We start from the raw sequence: 18,871 nt of genomic DNA on the forward strand, positions 1-18,871 counted from the left end.
CGCCAGGGGCTTTTGGGCCTGTTTTACTGGGGGTCGTCACTCCCTGGGTGGTGGGTACCTGACCAGTGCACTTGCCCAACAACTTTGCCCTGATCGTTAGGGCTCATCAGTGAAAAAAAAGCCGTGAAAAGCCAACGACCTGTAAACCTAGACCTAAGGACCATCAAACTCCCCATAACCGGCGTTACGTCGTTTCTTCACCGTGTATCCGGCATCATCCTGTTCCTCGGCCTGGGCTTCATGCTGTACGCATTGAGCAAATCCCTGGGTTCGGAGGAAGGTTTCGCCGAGGTGAAGGCGTGCTTGACCAGCCCGCTGGCCAAGTTCGTTGGATGGGGGCTTCTGTCCGCCTTGCTGTATCACATGGTGGCTGGCGTGCGCCATCTGATCATGGATATGGGCATCGGTGAAACGCTGGAAGGCGGCAAGCTGGGCTCGAAAATCGTCATCGCCATTTCCGTGGTGCTGATCGTTCTGGCGGGAGTTTGGATATGGTAACCAGCGTTACGAACCTATCGCGTTCGGGCCTCTACGACTGGATGGCGCAGCGCGTGTCTGCCGTCGTTCTCGCGGCTTATTTCATTTTTCTGATCGGATACGTCGTCGCGAACCCTGGCCTGGGCTACGCCCAGTGGCACGGCCTGTTCGCCCACAACGGGATGCGCATCTTCAGTCTGCTGGCCCTGGTGGCCCTGGGCGCTCACGCCTGGGTCGGCATGTGGACCATTTCGACCGACTACCTGACGCCGATGGCGCTGGGCAAGTCCGCGACAGCAGTGCGTTTCCTTTTCCAGGCAGTGTGCGGCGTTGCGATGTTCGCGTACTTCGTCTGGGGTGTGCAGATTCTCTGGGGTATCTGATTCATGGCTAACATTCCAACGATTTCTTTCGACGCCATCATCATTGGTGGCGGCGGCGCGGGCATGCGTGCCGCACTGCAACTGGCCGAGGGCGGTCACAAGACTGCCGTGATCACCAAGGTGTTCCCGACCCGTTCGCACACCGTATCCGCCCAGGGTGGCATCACCTGCGCCATCGCTTCGGCCGACCCGAACGATGACTGGCGCTGGCACATGTACGATACCGTCAAGGGTTCCGACTATATCGGTGACCAGGACGCTATCGAATACATGTGTCAGGAAGGCCCGGCTGCGGTTTACGAGCTGGACCACATGGGCATGCCGTTCTCGCGTACCGAGCAGGGTCGTATCTACCAGCGTCCATTCGGCGGTCAGTCGAAGGATTACGGTAAAGGCGGTCAGGCAGCACGTACCTGTGCCGCTTCCGACCGTACCGGTCACGCGCTGCTGCACACCCTTTATCAGGGCAACCTGAAAGCCGGCACCGTGTTCCTGAACGAGTACTACGCGGTCGATCTGGTGAAGAACCAGGACGGCGCGTTCGTCGGTGTGATCGCCATCTGCATCGAAACCGGCGAAACCAGCTACATCCGCGCCAAGGCTACCGTCCTGGCCACCGGTGGTGCCGGTCGTATCTACTCGTCCACCACCAATGCCCTGATCAACACCGGTGACGGCGTCGGCATGGCTCTGCGTGCTGGCGTGCCGGTACAAGACATCGAAATGTGGCAGTTCCACCCGACCGGCATCGCCGGCGCCGGTGTACTGGTCACCGAAGGTTGCCGCGGTGAAGGCGGTTACCTGATCAACAAGCACGGCGAGCGTTTTATGGAGCGTTATGCGCCGAACGCGAAAGACCTGGCCGGTCGTGACGTGGTAGCACGTTCGATGGTCAAGGAAATCATCGCCGGCAACGGCTGTGGCCCGAACGGCGACCACGTGCTGCTCAAGCTCGACCACCTCGGCGAGGAAGTGCTGCACAGCCGCCTGCCAGGTATCTGCGAACTGTCCAAGACCTTCGCTCACGTTGACCCGGTCGTTGCGCCAGTTCCGGTTGTCCCAACCTGCCACTACATGATGGGTGGTGTTCCCACCAACATCCACGGTCAGGCGATGACTCAGGACGCCAACGGCGTCGACACCATTATCCCGGGCCTGTTCGCGGTCGGTGAAGTGGCCTGCGTATCGGTTCACGGCGCCAACCGTCTGGGCGGCAACTCGCTGCTCGACCTGGTGGTCTTCGGTCGTGCGGCCGGCCTGCACCTGGAAAAAGCCCTGAGCGACGGTATCGACTACGACGACGCCACCGACGCCGACATCACGGCGGCACTGGCACGTCTGTCCGCTCTGAACGAGCGCACCGACGGCGAAGACGTCGCCACCCTGCGTCGCGAGCTGCAAAGCTGCATGCAGAACTACTTCGGTGTATTCCGTACCGGCGAATACATGCAGAAGGGTATCGCCCAGTTGGCTGGCCTGCGCGAGCGTATCGCCAACGTCAAGATCAACGACAAGTCTCAGGCCTTCAACACCGCGCGTATCGAAGCCCTCGAGCTGCAAAACCTGCTGGAAGTGGCCGAAGCCACAGCGATTGCCGCTGAGCATCGCAAAGAGTCCCGCGGCGCCCATGCCCGTGAAGACTTCGAAGAGCGCGACGACGAAAACTGGCTGTGCCATACCCTGTTCTTCCCGGGTGAGAAGCGCGTGACCAAGCGTGCCGTTAACTTCTCGCCGAAGACCGTTCCGACTTTCGAACCAAAAGTCCGGACTTACTAAAGGGTGATCGATATGTTGCAAGTCGAAGTTTATCGTTACAACCCGGACACCGATTCGGCGCCGAAAACCCAGGTTTTCCAGGTCGACACCGGTGGCAAGGACTTGATGGTGCTGGACGTTCTGGCCCTGATCAAGGAACAGGACGAAGGTTTCTCCTATCGTCGCTCGTGCCGTGAAGGCGTGTGCGGTTCCGATGGCATGAACATCAACGGCAAGAACGGCCTGGCGTGCATCACGCCGCTGTCCGCCGTGGTCAAGGGCAACAAGCTGGTGGTACGTCCGCTGCCTGGTTTGCCGGTGATCCGTGACCTGGTCGTCGATATGAGCATCTTCTACAAGCAATACGAGAAGGTGAAGCCATTCCTGCAGAACGACACGCCGGCCCCGGCCATCGAGCGTCTGCAGTCGCCGGCAGAGCGCGAGAAGCTGGACGGTCTGTACGAGTGCATCCTGTGCGCTTGCTGCTCGACTTCCTGCCCGTCCTTCTGGTGGAACCCCGACAAGTTCCTGGGTCCGGCCGCCCTGCTGCAAGCGTACCGCTTCCTGGCAGACAGTCGCGACACCAAGACCAGCGAGCGCCTGGCTTCGCTGGATGACCCGTTCAGCGTGTTCCGCTGCCGCGGGATCATGAACTGCGTCAACGTTTGTCCGAAAGGCTTGAATCCGACCAAGGCCATCGGTCACATCCGTAACATGCTGCTGCAAAGCGGCGTGTGATTCAGCGGCTGTAACCCGGCTGTTGTAAAAGTGCTACCGCTGTAACCGTAGAAAGGCCAGGGCGCGGGCTTCAACCCGCGCCCCGGCTATAACCAGAGCAACGGCTCATAAAGCTGTGGCTCTTATTTTTGAAGAAATGAGACCAGCAGGGGCATCCGGGCTGGTACCCGGACTATCAGCGTGATCCCAAGTGGCTTGTTTTGGTCGCTGCATTCGGACTGTTGCAAGCGTGCGTGGTGTTTTCGTCGATGGTGTCCCCTAACCGAGGGTGACCAAGCATGCAAGAAAGCGTGATGCAGCGCATGTGGAACAGCGGCTATCTTTCAGGTGGTAACGCTGCCTATGTGGAAGAGCTCTACGAGCTCTACCTGCACGACCCTAACGCTGTGCCAGAAGAGTGGCGCACCAAATTTCAGACGTTGCCCGCTGACGGCAACGCTGCCACCGATGTTTCGCACTCGACAATCCGCGATCATTTCGTCTTGCTGGCAAAGAACCAGCGCCGCGCCCAACCGGTTTCCGCCGGCAGCGTGAGCAGTGAGCACGAGAAGAAGCAGGTTGAAGTGCTGCGATTGATCCAGGCCTACAGGATGCGTGGCCACCAAGCAGCCCAGCTCGACCCGCTGGGACTGTGGCAGCGTCCTGCACCCGCAGACCTGTCGATCAATCATTACGGCTTGACCAATGCCGATCTTGATACGACCTTCCGTGCCGGCGACCTGTTCATCGGCAAAGAGGAAGCGAGCCTACGCGAAATTCACGAAGCGTTGCAGCAGACATATTGCCGCACCATCGGCGCTGAATTCACGCACATCGTCGACTCCGAGCAACGCCACTGGTTCCAGCAGCGTCTGGAAAGCGTGCGCGGCCGTCCAACCTTCTCCGCGGACATCAAGAGCCATCTGCTCGAGCGCGTCACCGCCGCCGAAGGCCTGGAAAAGTACCTGGGCACCAAGTACCCGGGCACCAAGCGTTTCGGCCTGGAAGGTGGCGAGAGCCTGATTCCGATGCTCGATGAGCTGATCCAGCGTTCCGGTTCCTACGGCACCAAGGAAATCGTCATCGGCATGGCCCACCGTGGCCGTCTGAACGTACTGGTCAACACCTTCGGCAAGAACCCGCGCGAGCTGTTCGACGAGTTCGAAGGCAAGAAGAAGGTCGAGCTGGGTTCCGGTGACGTGAAATACCACCAGGGCTTCTCGTCCAACGTGATGACCACCGGCGGTGAAGTTCACCTGGCAATGGCGTTCAACCCGTCCCACCTGGAAATCGTTTCCCCGGTGGTTGAAGGTTCGGTTCGCGCCCGTCAGGACCGTCGCAACGATGCGACCGGTGACAAGGTTCTGCCGATTTCCCTCCACGGTGACGCTGCGTTCGCAGGGCAAGGCGTGGTCATGGAAACCTTCCAGATGTCGCAGACCCGCGGTTTCAAGACCGGCGGCACCGTGCACATCGTGATCAACAACCAGGTCGGTTTCACCATCAGCAACCCGCTGGACTCGCGCTCCACCGAGTACGCCACCGACGTTGCGAAGATGATCCAGGCGCCGATCCTCCATGTGAATGGCGATGATCCGGAAGCCGTCCTGTTCGTGACCCAGCTGGCCATCGACTACCGCATGCAGTACAAGCGCGACGTGGTGATCGACCTGGTCTGCTACCGTCGTCGTGGTCACAACGAAGCGGATGAGCCGAGCGGCACCCAGCCGTTGATGTATCAGCAGATCACCAAGCAGCGCACCACCCGTGAGCTGTACGCCGAGCGCCTGGTTCAGTCCAAGGTCCTGGATGAAGCGCGTGTCCAGGCGAAAGTCGACGAATACCGCAACGCCCTGGACAACGGTCTGCACGTGGTAAAAAGCCTGGTCAAGGAACCGAACAAGGAGTTGTTCGTCGACTGGCGCCCTTACCTGGGTCACGCGTGGACCGCACGTCACGACACCCGCTTCGATCTGAAGACCCTGCAGGAATTGTCCGCCAAGCTGCTGGAAATCCCGGAAGGCTTCGTGGTCCAGCGTCAGGTCGCGAAGATCTACGAAGACCGGCAGAAGATGCAAGCCGGCGGCCTGCCGATCAACTGGGGTTACGCCGAAACCATGGCGTACGCGACCCTGGCGTTCGAAGGTCACCCGATCCGCATGACCGGCCAGGACATCGGCCGTGGTACGTTCTCGCACCGTCATGCCGTGCTGCACAACCAGAAAGACGCGGGCACCTACATCCCGTTGCAGAACCTGTACGCAGGTCAGCCGCGCTTCGATCTGTACGACTCGTTCCTGTCCGAAGAAGCGGTGCTGGCGTTCGAATACGGTTACTCGACCACCACGCCGGAAGCGTTGGTGATCTGGGAAGCCCAGTTCGGCGACTTCGCCAACGGTGCCCAGGTGGTTGTCGACCAGTTCATCACCAGTGGCGAGCACAAGTGGGGCCGTCTGTGCGGTCTGACCATGCTGCTGCCGCACGGTTATGAAGGTCAGGGGCCGGAGCACTCCTCGGCTCGTCTGGAACGCTACCTGCAGCTGTGCGCCGAGCACAACGTCCAGGTCTGCGTGCCGACTACCCCGGCACAGATCTACCACCTGCTGCGTCGTCAAGTCATCCGTCCGCTGCGCAAGCCGCTGATCGTGCTGACACCCAAGTCGCTGCTGCGTCACAAGCTGGCCATCTCCACGCTGGAAGATCTGGCCGAAGGTTCGTTCCAGACCGTTATCCCGGAAATCGATGCCCAGGACCCGAAAAAGGTCGGTCGTCTGATTCTGTGCAGCGGCAAGGTTTACTACGACCTGCTGGAAAAACGTCGTACCGAAGGCCGTGACGACATCGCTGTCGTGCGTATCGAGCAACTGTATCCGTTCCCGGAAGACGACCTGATCGAAGTCCTGGCACCGTACAAGAACCTCAAGCACATCGTCTGGTGTCAGGAAGAACCGATGAACCAGGGCGCCTGGTACAGCAGTCAGCATCACATGCGTCGCATCGTTGGCGGGCACAACAAGTCGCTGGTACTTGAGTACGCCGGCCGTGACGCCTCTGCCGCACCGGCTTGTGGTTATGCATCGATGCACGCTGAGCAGCAGGAAAAACTGCTGCAAGATGCCTTTACTGTTTAACGCCTTCGCGCACCTGAAACCGAATTTAAGGAACCACAGATAATGGCTATCGAGATCAAAGCCCCCACTTTCCCGGAATCGGTTGCCGATGGCACCGTTGCCACCTGGCACAAGCAACCGGGCGACGCCGTCAAGCGTGACGACCTGATCGTCGACATCGAAACCGACAAAGTGGTCCTGGAAGTACTGGCTACCGCCGATGGCGTGTTGGGCGCTATCGTCAAGAACGAAGGCGATACCGTTCTGTCCGATGAAGTCCTCGGCTCCATCGTTGCCGGCGGCGCTGCTGCCGCTGCTCCTGCCGCCGCCGCTCCGGCTGCCGCTGCCCAGGCTGCCGCACCGGCTGCGACTGGCGAAGACGATCCGGTGGCTGCACCGGCCGCGCGCAAGCTGGCTGAAGAAAACGGCATCAACATCGCTTCCGTTGCCGGCACCGGCAAAGGCGGTCGTGTGACCAAGGAAGACGTGGTGGCTGCTGTTGCCGCGAAGAAAGCCGCGCCTGCCGCCGCACCGGCCAAGGCTGCCGCTCCGGCTGCCGCCGCGCCGGTGTTCGCTGCCGGCGATCGCGTCGAGAAGCGTGTACCGATGACCCGTGTTCGCGCCACCGTGGCCAAGCGCCTGGTTGAAGCACAGTCGAACATGGCGATGCTGACCACGTTCAACGAAGTGAACATGAAGCCGATCATGGACCTGCGTTCGAAGTACAAGGACCTGTTCGAGAAGACCCACAACGGCGTGCGCCTGGGCTTCATGTCGTTCTTCGTGAAAGCGGCCACCGAAGCGCTGAAACGCTTCCCGGCGGTCAACGCTTCCATCGACGGCGCCGACATCGTTTACCACGGCTACTCCGACGTCGGTGTCGCGGTGTCCAGCGACCGTGGCCTGGTGGTTCCGGTACTGCGCAACGCCGAGCTGATGAGCCTGGCCGAAATCGAAAACGGCATCGCCACCTACGGCAAGAAAGCCCGTGACGGCAAGCTGTCCATCGATGAAATGACCGGCGGTACGTTCACTATCACCAACGGTGGTACATTCGGTTCCCTGCTGTCGACTCCGATCGTCAACCCGCCACAAGCCGCCATCCTGGGCATGCACAACATCAATGAGCGCCCGATGGCGGTCAAGGGTGAAGTGGTGATCCTGCCGATGATGTACCTGGCGCTGTCCTACGATCACCGTCTGATCGACGGCAAGGAAGCGGTGTCTTTCCTGGTGACTATCAAAAACCTGCTGGAAGACCCGGCTCGCCTGCTGCTGGATATCTGATTGCGCCCAAGGGGCAGGGCGCTTGTGCCTTGCCCGCTTAAACGATCAGCTTCGTCCCACGACGGTCCCCACGCGGGGCCGTCCGGTTTGATTCGATAAGGAATGACACATGACTCAGAAATTCGACGTGGTAGTGATTGGCGCGGGCCCTGGCGGCTATGTAGCCGCCATCAAGGCAGCGCAACTTGGTCTCAAGACTGCCTGCATCGAGAAGTACCAGGATAAAGAGGGCAAGCTGGCCCTCGGCGGTACTTGCCTGAACGTTGGCTGCATTCCGTCCAAGGCGCTGCTGGACAGCTCCTGGAAGTACCATGAAGCCAAGGATGGGTTCGCCATCCACGGTATCAGCACCGGCGCCGTGAAAATGGACGTGCCGGCGATGGTCGGTCGCAAGGCCGGTATCGTCAAGAACCTGACCGGCGGCGTGGCCATGCTGTTCAAGGCCAATGGCGTGACTTCGATCGAAGGCCACGGCAAGCTGCTGGCTGGCAAGAAAGTCGAAGTGACCAAGCCTGACGGCACGGTTGAAGTGATCGAAGCCGAGAACGTGATCCTGGCGCCTGGCTCGCGTCCGATCGACATTCCACCGGCTCCGGTTGACCAGAACGTGATCGTCGATTCGACTGGCGCCCTGGAATTCCAGGCCGTACCGAAGCGCCTGGGCGTGATCGGCGCGGGCGTGATCGGTCTGGAACTGGGTTCCGTCTGGTCCCGTCTGGGCGCGGAAGTGACGGTGCTGGAAGCCCTGGACACCTTCCTGATGGCTGCCGACACCGCCATCTCCAAGGAAGCGCTGAAAACCCTGACCAAACAAGGTCTGGACATCAAGCTGGGTGCGCGCGTGACCGGTTCCAAGGTCAACAAGGGCAAGGAAGTGGTTGTTACTTACACCGACTCCGCCGGCGAACAGACCATCACGTTCGACAAGCTGATCGTTGCCGTAGGCCGTCGCCCAGTCACCACCGACCTGCTGTCGGCTGATTGCGGCGTGGTTCTCGACGAGCGCGGTTTCGTGCACGTCGACGACCATTGCGCGACCGCCGTACCGGGCGTCTACGCCATCGGTGACGTGGTTCGCGGCATGATGCTGGCACACAAGGCCTCGGAAGAGGGCATCATGGTCGTCGAGCGCATCAAGGGCCACAAAGCCCAGATGAACTACGACCTGATCCCGTCGGTTATCTACACCCACCCGGAAATTGCCTGGGTCGGCAAGACCGAACAGGCTTTGAAAGCCGAAGGCGTTGAAGTTAACATCGGCACCTTCCCGTTCGCCGCCAGTGGCCGTGCCATGGCAGCCAACGATACCGGCGGTTTCGTCAAGGTCATCGCGGATGCCAAGACTGACCGCGTTCTGGGCGTCCACGTGATTGGCCCAAGCGCTGCCGAGCTGGTACAGCAAGGCGCGATCGGTATGGAATTCGGCACCAGCGCCGAGGACATCGGCATGATGGTTTTCTCCCATCCGACCCTGTCCGAAGCGTTGCACGAAGCGGCACTGGCAGTGAATGGCGGCGCCATCCACATTGCCAACAAGAAAAAACGCTAAGTAGATAATAAGAAACCACGGCGGCCCGCCCGTCGTGAGCCTTGCGCGCAAGACTCACCGCGGAACGTCCGCTGGACGCAGTCTTGCGTCGTCGCGCCGGGCAACCGGAAGACCACGCAAGCAGCAGTCACAGGTGGTGCGGCACTGCAATCAGTGCAGCACCGAATGCGCAGTACCTAACGAAGACGGTAAAAAGCATGAATCTTCACGAGTATCAGGGTAAGCAGCTGTTCGCTGAGTACGGCCTGCCAGTATCCCAGGGTTTTGCGGTAGATACCCCGGAAGCAGCAGCAGAAGCTTGCGACAAGATCGGTGGTACCGAGTGGGTTGTCAAAGCCCAGGTCCACGCGGGTGGTCGCGGTAAAGCGGGCGGCGTCAAGCTGGTTCGCAGCAAAGAAGACGCTAAAGCCTTCGCACAGCAGTGGCTGGGCAAGCGTCTGGTGACCTATCAGACTGATGCCAATGGCCAGCCTGTCACCAAGATCCTGGTTGAATCGTGCACTGATATCGCTAAAGAGCTGTACCTGGGCGCTGTCGTTGACCGTTCGAGCCGTCGCATCGTGTTCATGGCTTCCACCGAAGGTGGCGTGGACATCGAGAAAATCGCGCACGACACCCCTGAGAAAATTCTCAAGGCCACTATCGATCCACTGGTTGGCGCTCAGCCATTCCAGGGTCGCGAGTTGGCATTCCAGCTGGGTCTGGAAGGCAAGCAAGTGACTCAGTTCGCCAAGATCTTCGTCGGTCTGGCCAAGCTGTTCAAGGATCACGACCTGGCCCTGCTGGAAGTGAACCCGCTGGTGATCAAGGCCGACGGCGACCTGCATTGCCTCGATGCGAAGATCAACATCGACGCCAACGCCATGTACCGTCAGCCTAAGCTGAAAACCTTCCACGATCCGTCCCAGGACGATCCGCGCGAAGCGCACGCTGCCAAGTTCGAACTGAACTACGTAGCCCTGGAAGGCAACATCGGTTGCATGGTCAACGGTGCTGGCCTGGCCATGGGTACCATGGACATCGTCAACCTGCATGGCGGCAAACCAGCCAACTTCCTCGACGTGGGCGGTGGTGCAACCAAGGAACGTGTGACTGAAGCGTTCAAGATCATTCTGTCCGACACCAACGTCGCGGCCGTACTGGTCAACATCTTCGGCGGCATCGTTCGCTGCGACATGATTGCCGAAGGCATCATCGGCGCGGTGAAAGAAGTCGGCGTGAAAATCCCGGTTGTTGTTCGCCTTGAAGGCAACAACGCTGAACTGGGCGCTAAAGTACTGGCAGAAAGCGGCTTGAACATCATCGCTGCTACCAGCCTGACCGACGCTGCTCAACAAGTTGTCAAAGCTGCGGAGGGCAAATAATGAGCGTCCTGATCAATAAAGACACCAAGGTTATCTGCCAGGGTATCACCGGTTCGCAGGGTAGCTTCCACACCCAGCAAGCTATCGAATACGGCACCAAGATGGTCGGTGGCGTAACTCCGGGCAAAGGCGGCACCGAGCACCTGGGCCTGCCCGTGTTCAACACCGTGAAAGACGCTGTAGCCGCTACTGGCGCCACCGCCAGCGTGATCTACGTTCCAGCTCCTTTCTGCAAGGACTCGATCCTGGAAGCAGCGTTCGGCGGCATCAAGCTGATCGTCTGCATCACCGAAGGCATTCCTACCCTGGACATGCTGGACGCCAAGGTCAAGTGCGACGAACTGGGCGTGATCCTGATCGGCCCTAACTGCCCAGGCGTGATCACTCCAGGCGAATGCAAGATCGGCATCATGCCAGGTCACATTCACTTGCCAGGCAAGGTCGGTATCGTTTCCCGTTCCGGCACCCTGACCTACGAAGCTGTGAAGCAGACCACTGACGCCGGTTTCGGTCAGTCGACTTGCGTCGGCATCGGCGGTGACCCGATCCCAGGCTCGAACTTCATCGACATCCTGAAGCTGTTCCAGGAAGACCCGAAGACCGAAGCGATCGTCATGATCGGTGAGATCGGCGGTTCGGCTGAAGAAGAAGCGGCGGCCTACATCAAGGCTCACGTGACCAAGCCAGTGGTTTCCTACATCGCTGGTGTGACTGCCCCTGCGGGCAAGCGCATGGGCCATGCGGGCGCAATCATCTCCGGCGGCAAAGGCACTGCGGACGAGAAGTTCGCTGCCCTGCAAGACGCCGGTGTGAAAACCGTGCGTTCGCTGGCAGACATCGGCAAGGCCCTGGCCGAGCTGACCGGTTGGGCAGTCAAGTAAGCCTCGCGCTTAGCTGACGCTTTACCTGCAAAGGCCACCTTCGGGTGGCCTTTGTGCTTTCTGGGTGTCAGGAAGTTTTATGCAATCTGTGCCGGCCTCTTCGCGGGCAAGCTCCGCTCCCACAGGTTTTGTGTCGTACACAGAATTTTGGGTTGACTCGAACATTGTGGGAGCGGAGCTTGCCCGCGAAGGCGTCGGCACGGGCGGCACCGTTTTCATATGAAAACGCGACACGGAAATGTCGCTTATCGGACAATTCGCCCTCTAACAGTGCGTTTTCCGCCCGAATTCGTTAGGCTGGCAGCCATTTTGCGTTGGCTCCCCAAAAGGGATCGGCGCGCTAAACGGGTCAACCCCATACGGGTCGACAGCATTTCCCTCACCCCACGGGAAATCCCTCTCTAAATTCCGATTCAGCAGTGTGGTATTTCCTGAAATGAAAGTGTTGAAAGGCCAGGACATCCTGGCACTTGGCTTTATGACTTTTGCCCTGTTCGTCGGGGCTGGCAACATCATCTTCCCGCCGATCGTCGGTTTGCAGTCCGGGCCCCATGTCTGGATGGCGGCGCTGGGCTTCCTGATCACCGCGGTCGGCCTGCCGGTCATCACCGTGGTCGCGCTGGCCAAGGTCGGCGGCGCCATGGATGCCCTGAGCAGCCCCATCGGCAAAGTCGCCGGCGGCTTGCTGGCCGCGGCCTGCTACCTGGCGGTCGGTCCGCTGTTCGCCACCCCGCGCACGGCCACCGTATCCTTTGAAGTCGGCCTGGCGCCGTTGACCGGTGAAAGCCCGTTGGCGCTGCTGCTCTACAGCTCGGTGTACTTCTTGCTGGTGTTCTTCATCTCCCTGTACCCCGGGCGCCTGCTGGACACCGTCGGCCGTTTCCTCGCGCCACTGAAGATCATCGCCCTGGCGGCCCTGGGGATCGCGGCCTTTGCCTTGCCGGCCGGCGATATCGGCACCGCCACCCCCGAGTACGTCGCGGCACCGTTCTCCCAGGGCTTCATCAATGGCTACCTGACCATGGATACCCTCGGCGCCCTGGTGTTCGGTATCGTCATCGTCAATGCCATCCGCTCTCGTGGCGTCGAATCGCCGCGGCTGATCACCCGCTACGCGATCATTGCCGGACTGATTGCCGGGGTTGGTCTGGCGCTGGTGTACATCAGTCTGTTCCGCCTGGGGTCGGGCAGCCATGAAATCGCGGCCGGTGCCAGTAACGGCGCGGCGGTGCTGCACGCCTATGTGCAACACACCTTCGGCTCCCTCGGTAGCGGTTTCCTCGCGGTGCTGATCTCCCTGGCGTGCCTGGTGACGGCGGTGGGCCTGACCTGCGCCTGCGCCGAGTATTTCAGCCGCGTCCTGCCGCTGTCCTACAAGAGCCTGGTGATCATCCTGGCAGCGTTCTCGCTGCTGGTGTCGAACCTGGGGCTGACCAAGCTGATTGCCTTCTCGATCCCGGTCCTGACCGCGATCTACCCGCCGTGCATCGCCCTGGTGGCCCTGAGCTTCTGCCAGTCGTTCTGGCATGCGCAGGGGCGTATCGTCGGGCCGGTGATGCTGGTGTCGTTGCTGTTCGGCATGATCGACGCCCTTAAGGGCGCCGGGCTGGCGGACTGGATGCCGGCTCAGCTGTCGCACCTGCCGCTGAGCGAGCAGGGCCTGGCGTGGCTGGTGCCGTCGGTGGTGATGCTGGCGGTTGCGGTGCTGATTGACCGCGTGCTCGGCAAACCTAGCGAAGTCCTGGCCTGATCGCGACCTCTGTGTGCCGGCTTGCTGGCGATGCGATCTGTTAGTCGAGGTCGTTGTCGCCTGGAATATCGCTATCGCGAGCAGGCTGGCTCCTACAGGGGGAGATGGCAGGCCGGTGTCAGAAAAAATAAAACCCGCACTAGGCGGGTTTTATTTTGCGTGAAGGTTTTTGCCGTTGGGTCTTTGCAAGAACCTCCAGGGCAATCAGGAGCCGGTGGCTTCCTTGGACTGCTCTTGTGCCGCTGCTTTGCTGGAATCAACCTGAGCTTTGGCAGCATCGGCGTTTTCCTTGGCGGCCTCGTTCACCTTATCCTGAGCTTGGCTCATGCTCTTCTGAGCTTCCTGAGCGTGTTGGTTGGCGTCTTGAGCTTTGTCCTCGGATTTTTTATCGCAGGCGGCGAGACCGAGGGTAGCGGTCAACATCAAGGCAATAGCTAAAGTCTTACGCATGGGGGTGTTGCTCCTGTGTGGATATCACTGACTACTGGCCTTCAGAACACGCCCCCAAGGGTTAAGTTCCTTGATTTTAAAAGATATATAAGTACCGACCGAACGGAACTTTTTCTCTATGTTTCGTTTTTTCGGACGTATTTCTCCCGGACGAGAGCCATAAGTTCATGACCCAGAACCCTATTTTCGAGCGCGCTACGCGCTTTCTCGGCGCTATCCGGCACTGCCAGGTCCTCGGGCTGCGCTTGCACAGCGCCGATGCCCAGGGCCTGACCGTGCTCCTGCCGTACAGCGCCGAGATCGTCGGTGATCCGCAGAGCGGGGTGATCCATGGCGGGGCACTGACGACCCTGATGGACACCGCCTGTGGCATGGCCACCCTGTGTGTGTTGCCCGAGTTCGAGGTCTGTCCGACCCTGGATCTGCGCATCGACTATATGCACCCGGCAACGGCGCAGCAGGATGTCTATGGTTTCGCCGAGTGCTACCGGGTGACCCGCGACATCATCTTCGCCCGCGGCTTTGCCTATCAGGATGACCCGCAGCGGCCCATCGCCCATGTGGTCGGGACCTTCATGCGCATGGGCAAGGGAATCAAGGGCGCCCACGGTTTCAGCGGCGCGATCAACGGTGGTGCGGCATGAGCGAGGACTTCAAGACGCTGCTGCAGCAGGCCCACCAGCAGGGTGACTACGGGCAATTGCTGCAGCTTATCCCCTACGCCAAGCTGATCGGCATCCAGTGCTCACGGCTCGGCGATGAGCTGTTGTTCTGCCTGCCGGCGAACAAGGACAACATCGGCAACCCGTTGCTCCCGGCGATTCACGGCGGGGTGATCGCCGGTTTTATGGAGCTGGCCGCCGCCCTGCACCTGCTGGTGTTTACCGGCTCGCCAGGGGTGCCCAAGGTCATCGACTTTTCCGTCGATTACCTGCGCGCCGGGCAATACCGTGACACTTACGCCAAATGCCAGGTCTGTCGCCAGGGCCGGCGGGTGGCGAACGTCGCCGTCACCGCCTGGCAAAGAACCGAGGCCGAGCCGATTGCCACCGCCCGGGCCCACTTCAAGATCGAGGAAACGCTCCCGGGCACTTGAAATCGCCGTCACCGCCCCCAACTTTGATGACAACCCGCCGCCAACCCTTTCGGGGGCGGCCACTGCCATCCAATTGGAGTTTGATGACCATGAGTGTGGAAACTCAAAAGGAAACCCTGGGCTTCCAGACCGAGGTGAAGCAACTGCTGCACCTCATGATCCATTCGCTGTATTCCAACAAGGAAATTTTCCTTCGCGAATTGATCTCCAACGCTTCCGACGCTGTCGACAAATTACGTTTCGAAGCCCTGTCCAAGCCTGAGTTGCTGGAAGGTGGCGCGGAACTGAAAATCCGTGTGAGCTTCGACAAAGAGGCCAACACCGTCACTCTCGAAGACAACGGTATCGGCATGAGCCGTGACGATGTGATCACCCACCTGGGGACCATCGCCAAGTCCGGCACCGCCGATTTCATGAAGAACCTCTCGGGCGACCAGAAAAAGGACTCGCACCTGATCGGTCAGTTCGGGGTGGGCTTCTATTCGGCCTTTATCGTCGCCGACCAGGTTCAAGTGTTCAGCCGTCGTGCCGGCCTGGCCGCCAGCGAAGGCGTGCACTGGTCGTCCAAGGGCGAGGGCGAGTTTGAAGTCGCCACCGTCGAGAAGGCCGACCGCGGTACCCGTATCGTCCTGCACCTGAAGTCGGGCGAGAACGAATTCGCCGACGGCTGGCGCCTGCGCAACATCATCAAGAAGTACTCCGACCATATCGCCCTGCCGATCGAGCTGCCGAAAGAAGTGGCTGCGGTTGAGGGCGAAGAGAAGCCGGCGCTGGAGTGGGAAACCGTCAACCGCGCCAGCGCCCTGTGGACCCGTCCGCGCACTGAAGTGAAGGACGAGGAATACCAGGAGTTCTACAAGCACATCGCCCATGACTTCGAGAACCCGCTGAGCTGGAGCCATAACAAGGTCGAAGGCAAGCTGGAATACAGCTCGTTGCTCTACGTACCGGCCCGTGCGCCGTTCGACCTGTACCAGCGTGAAGCGCCGAAGGGCCTCAAGCTCTACGTGCAGCGCGTGTTCGTCATGGATCAGGCCGAGTCCTTCCTGCCGTTGTACCTGCGCTTCATCAAGGGTGTGGTCGACTCCAACGACCTGTCCCTGAACGTGTCGCGGGAAATCCTGCAGAAAGATCCGATCATCGATTCGATGAAGTCGGCGCTGACCAAGCGTGTCCTCGACATGCTGGAAAAACTGGCGAAGAACGAGCCTGAGCAATACAAGGGCTTCTGGAAAAACTTCGGCCAGGTCATGAAAGAAGGCCCGGCTGAAGACTTCGCCAACAAGGAAAAAATCGCCGGCCTGCTGCGTTTCGCCTCCACCCTGGGTGACGACGGCGAGCAAGTGGTGTCCCTGGCCGAATACCTGGCTCGCGGCAAGGAAGGCCAGGACAAGATTTACTTCCTGACTGGTGAAACCTACGCCCAGGTCAAGAACAGCCCGCACCTGGAAGTCTTCCGCAAGAAAGGCATCGAAGTGCTGCTGCTGACCGATCGTATCGACGAGTGGCTGATGAGCTACCTCAACGAATTCGACGGCAAGAGTTTTGTCGATGTGGCACGGGGCGACCTGGACCTGGGCAACCTGGACTCGGAAGAGGACAAGAAGGCTGCCGAGGAAGTCGCCAAGACCAAAGAGGGCCTGGTGGAGCGGATCAAGACCGCCCTGGGCGACGCAGTCAGCGAAGTGCGGGTTTCCCACCGCCTGACCGACTCCCCGGCGATCCTGGCCATCGGTGAGCAGGACCTGGGCCTGCAGATGCGCCAGATCCTCGAAGCGAGCGGGCAGAAGGTGCCGGACTCCAAGCCGATCTTCGAATTCAACCCGGCGCACCCGCTGATCGAGAAACTCGATGGCGAACCGGATGAAGACCGCTTTGGCGATCTGTCGCACATCCTCCTCGACCAGGCGGCCCTGGCGGCCGGTGACAGCCTGAAGGATCCGGCGGCTTATGTGCGCCGTCTGAACAAGTTGCTGGTTGAGTTGTCGGTTTAAGCACGCTGTACGAAAACCCGCTTCGGCGGGTTTTTTTATCCTTGAATGTTTTTATCGGAGTCCGAAATGAGCCAAGTTACTGTGAGTTCGGTGGTCTATCAGATCGATGGCCAGTCCTATGAGAGTCGCCTGGCTTTTGACGCCGGCCACAAGGGGCCGCGTCCGGGCCTGTTGATGGCGCCGAACTGGATGGGCGTCAGCGCTGGTGCCGAGAAGATCGCTGAAGCGGTCGCGGCCAAGGGGTATGTGGTATTGATCGCCGACCTTTATGGTCAGTCGGTTCGCCCGAGCAATAACGACGAAGCCGGCGCGGCGATGATGCCATTGAAAAATGATCGTGCGTTGTTGCGCAAACGCATGCAGGCGGCGTTCGAAGCGCTGCAAGGCCAGGAACTGGCTGTGGTGGACACGACTAGGCTGGCGACCTTCGGTTTCTGCTTCGGCGGTTGCTGCTCGTTGGAACTGGCTCGCGCCGGCGCGTCGTTGAAAGCGACCGTGTCGTTCCATGGCACGCTGGATACGCCGAACCCGGCGGATGCGAAGAACATCAAAGGCTCGGTACTGGTGCTGCATGGCGCGGCCGATCCCCTGGTGTCGAAAGAGCAGTTGCCGGCATTCGAGGAGGAAATGAATGCGGCGGGTGTCGATTGGCAGTTGCTGAGCTATGGCGGCGCGGTGCATTCCTTCACCGATCCGCACGCCAATGTGCCGGGCATGATGATGTATGACGCGAAGACGGCGGGCCGTGCGTTTGTGTCGATGCACAATCTGCTGGAAGAAGTGTTCAAGGGCTGAGAGGGCCTCTAACCTCTGACCCGGTCCCGTGTCGGAGCCGGCTTGCTGGCGATGGCGGCGGTGAGTTTTACATCGCCATCGCTGATGGGCTGTGTTGTTCTGGCGGCCGCTATCGCCAGCAAGCCGGCTCCTACAGGTTTGTGCTTGTCCTTCAGGGCCGTGTCGGCAACTCGATCCGCTCGCTTTCCCCCGGCACCTTCGGCCAATCCCCGGCCGCCCAGCGCTGACGGGCGCTATCGATCAAGGCCGGATCACTGGCGACAAAGTTCCAGTTCATCCGCCGCGGCCCATCCAGTGGCGCGCCCCCGATCACTACCAGGTGACACTCACTCTCGGCGAATAGCGTGAGGCTTTCCCCTGTCGGCAGCACCACCAGGCTGCGCGGCTCCAGCGCTTCACCCTCCAGTTGTGCCTCGCCTTCCAGCACATACACCGCACGTTCCGCATACTCATTCGCAATCAGCAGGGTGGTTGCGCTGTCCATGTGGATATCGGCATACAGCGTGGGTGACAGCACCGGCACCGGTGAGGTCAGGCAAAAACCGCTGCCGGCCACCAGGCGGATTCGCACCCCGAGATTGTCACTGCAGGGCAGGCTGGCAGCGGGGTGATGGCTGTAATGGCCGGGCCCCTGTTCCAGGGCCTTGGGCGATGCCAGCCAGATCTGCAGGCCATGCAGGCTGGAACCGCTGGCGACCAGTTCGGCCGGGGTCCGTTCGACATGGGCAATAGCGCTGCCGGCGGTCATCCAGCTGACATCGCCGGGTTTGACCTGCTGCTCGGAGCCGAGGCTGTCCTTGTGCACGATCTCGCCGGTGAACAGGTAGGTCAGGGTCGACAGGCCGATATGCGGGTGTTGCCGCACATTCATTCCGTGCCCCGGCGCATAGCGGGTTTCCAGCATATGGTCGAAAAACACGAAAGGCCCGACGCTGCGGCATTGGGCCGAGGGCAGGGGGCGCAGGATCGGTTGACCTTCGACCTCCTCGGCGCGAGGACGGATCACCAGTGGTGTGTTCATGGGGGGCTTCCTGGCTCGGCGGGCGATGGGCAAAGCATAACCCGCTTTTTCGCCGCCGCCCTTACTGGCTCAAAGCGTCTTCGGCCAGCAGGCCGTACTTGCCTTTCTGTTCCTGGCTGTTGTCGCGCTTGACCTCGACGGTGACTCCGGTCAGCGGGATGGTTTTTTTCGCGCTCGCGCCCTGGCGGGCCGATCGAGCGGCCTCTCAGCACAGGAGTGGTACTTTCCGGCAGGCAAAAAAA

Annotated in this window: 16 protein-coding genes and 1 pseudogene; 14 read left to right on the forward strand and 3 right to left on the reverse strand. The window is 60.4% G+C overall.

What is annotated here, in order from left to right; translation table 11 throughout:
* Positions 1-123: 123 nt before the first annotated feature.
* The 10 genes from sdhC (at position 124) to brnQ (ending at position 13,273) form a co-directional block, all read left to right on the forward strand.
* Positions 124-498 (forward strand): succinate dehydrogenase, cytochrome b556 subunit, encoded by a 375-nt coding sequence (sdhC, locus tag AC07T0_RS20225; RefSeq protein ID WP_338523070.1) that lies wholly within the window; start codon positions 124-126, stop codon positions 496-498.
* Complete coding sequence (sdhD, locus tag AC07T0_RS20230; RefSeq protein WP_103498762.1) at positions 492-860, forward strand: succinate dehydrogenase, hydrophobic membrane anchor protein; 369 nt, start codon at positions 492-494, stop codon at positions 858-860. The genes sdhC and sdhD overlap by 7 nt, the downstream gene beginning before the upstream one ends.
* Positions 861-863: 3 nt before the next feature.
* The gene (gene sdhA, locus AC07T0_RS20235) at positions 864-2,636 is read left to right on the forward strand and encodes a succinate dehydrogenase flavoprotein subunit (RefSeq protein WP_495002890.1); all 1,773 of its coding nucleotides are present in this window, start codon (positions 864-866) and stop codon (positions 2,634-2,636) included.
* 12 nt (positions 2,637-2,648) lie between these two features.
* A complete protein-coding gene (locus AC07T0_RS20240; RefSeq protein WP_495002891.1) occupies positions 2,649-3,353 on the forward strand; it encodes a succinate dehydrogenase iron-sulfur subunit in 705 nt (234 codons plus the stop codon).
* Between the two features lie 278 nt (positions 3,354-3,631).
* The gene (locus AC07T0_RS20245) at positions 3,632-6,463 is read left to right on the forward strand and encodes a 2-oxoglutarate dehydrogenase E1 component (RefSeq protein WP_495002892.1); all 2,832 of its coding nucleotides are present in this window, start codon (positions 3,632-3,634) and stop codon (positions 6,461-6,463) included.
* A gap of 42 nt (positions 6,464-6,505) precedes the next feature.
* Positions 6,506-7,729, forward strand: coding sequence for a 2-oxoglutarate dehydrogenase complex dihydrolipoyllysine-residue succinyltransferase (gene odhB / locus AC07T0_RS20250; protein WP_495002893.1), 1,224 nt, complete (start codon positions 6,506-6,508; stop codon positions 7,727-7,729).
* A 109-nt stretch (positions 7,730-7,838) separates the two neighbouring features.
* On the forward strand, positions 7,839-9,278 hold the full coding sequence (gene lpdA, locus AC07T0_RS20255) for a dihydrolipoyl dehydrogenase (RefSeq protein ID WP_495002894.1): 1,440 nt from the start codon (positions 7,839-7,841) through the stop codon (positions 9,276-9,278).
* A gap of 197 nt (positions 9,279-9,475) precedes the next feature.
* Positions 9,476-10,642 carry an ADP-forming succinate--CoA ligase subunit beta gene (gene sucC, locus AC07T0_RS20260; protein ID WP_103498765.1) on the forward strand — a complete coding sequence of 389 codons (1,167 nt, stop codon included), beginning with the start codon at positions 9,476-9,478 and terminating at the stop codon, positions 10,640-10,642.
* On the forward strand, positions 10,642-11,523 hold the full coding sequence (sucD, locus tag AC07T0_RS20265; RefSeq protein ID WP_019692317.1) for a succinate--CoA ligase subunit alpha: 882 nt from the start codon (positions 10,642-10,644) through the stop codon (positions 11,521-11,523). Before sucC ends, sucD begins: the two co-directional genes overlap by 1 nt.
* 436 nt (positions 11,524-11,959) lie before the next feature.
* Positions 11,960-13,273, forward strand: a complete 1,314-nt coding sequence (gene brnQ, locus AC07T0_RS20270; RefSeq protein WP_495002895.1) for a branched-chain amino acid transport system II carrier protein — start codon at positions 11,960-11,962, stop codon at positions 13,271-13,273.
* 204 nt (positions 13,274-13,477) lie between these two features.
* Here the strand turns inward: brnQ and AC07T0_RS20275 are convergent, their stop codons facing one another.
* Complete coding sequence (locus AC07T0_RS20275; RefSeq protein WP_495002896.1) at positions 13,478-13,723, reverse strand: hypothetical protein; 246 nt, start codon at positions 13,721-13,723, stop codon at positions 13,478-13,480.
* 167 nt (positions 13,724-13,890) lie between these two features.
* On the opposite strand from AC07T0_RS20275, the gene AC07T0_RS20280 reads away from it, so the two are divergent.
* The 4 genes from AC07T0_RS20280 to AC07T0_RS20295 all read left to right on the forward strand — a co-directional run bounded on the left by AC07T0_RS20280 (position 13,891) and on the right by AC07T0_RS20295 (position 17,608).
* On the forward strand, positions 13,891-14,367 hold the full coding sequence (locus tag AC07T0_RS20280) for a PaaI family thioesterase (RefSeq protein WP_495002897.1): 477 nt from the start codon (positions 13,891-13,893) through the stop codon (positions 14,365-14,367).
* Positions 14,364-14,819: a PaaI family thioesterase gene (locus tag AC07T0_RS20285; RefSeq protein WP_495002898.1), complete on the forward strand. Its 456-nt coding sequence runs from the start codon at positions 14,364-14,366 to the stop codon at positions 14,817-14,819. The genes AC07T0_RS20280 and AC07T0_RS20285 overlap by 4 nt, the downstream gene beginning before the upstream one ends.
* Before the next feature lie 89 nt (positions 14,820-14,908).
* Positions 14,909-16,813, forward strand: a complete 1,905-nt coding sequence (htpG, locus tag AC07T0_RS20290; RefSeq protein WP_495002899.1) for a molecular chaperone HtpG — start codon at positions 14,909-14,911, stop codon at positions 16,811-16,813.
* A gap of 66 nt (positions 16,814-16,879) precedes the next feature.
* Complete coding sequence (locus AC07T0_RS20295) at positions 16,880-17,608, forward strand: dienelactone hydrolase family protein (protein ID WP_495002900.1); 729 nt, start codon at positions 16,880-16,882, stop codon at positions 17,606-17,608.
* A gap of 151 nt (positions 17,609-17,759) precedes the next feature.
* Here AC07T0_RS20295 and AC07T0_RS20300 read toward each other — a convergent pair whose 3' ends face one another.
* Together AC07T0_RS20300 and AC07T0_RS20305 are read right to left on the reverse strand one after the other, a co-directional pair.
* Positions 17,760-18,629 (reverse strand): pirin family protein, encoded by an 870-nt coding sequence (locus AC07T0_RS20300; RefSeq protein WP_495002901.1) that lies wholly within the window; start codon positions 18,627-18,629, stop codon positions 17,760-17,762.
* 88 nt (positions 18,630-18,717) lie between these two features.
* A pseudogene (locus AC07T0_RS20305) lies at positions 18,718-18,798 on the reverse strand (OsmC family protein); the annotation flags it as partial.
* Positions 18,799-18,871 lie beyond the last annotated feature (73 nt).

The organism is Pseudomonas sp. GW821-FHT04D07 (assembly GCF_059420225.1).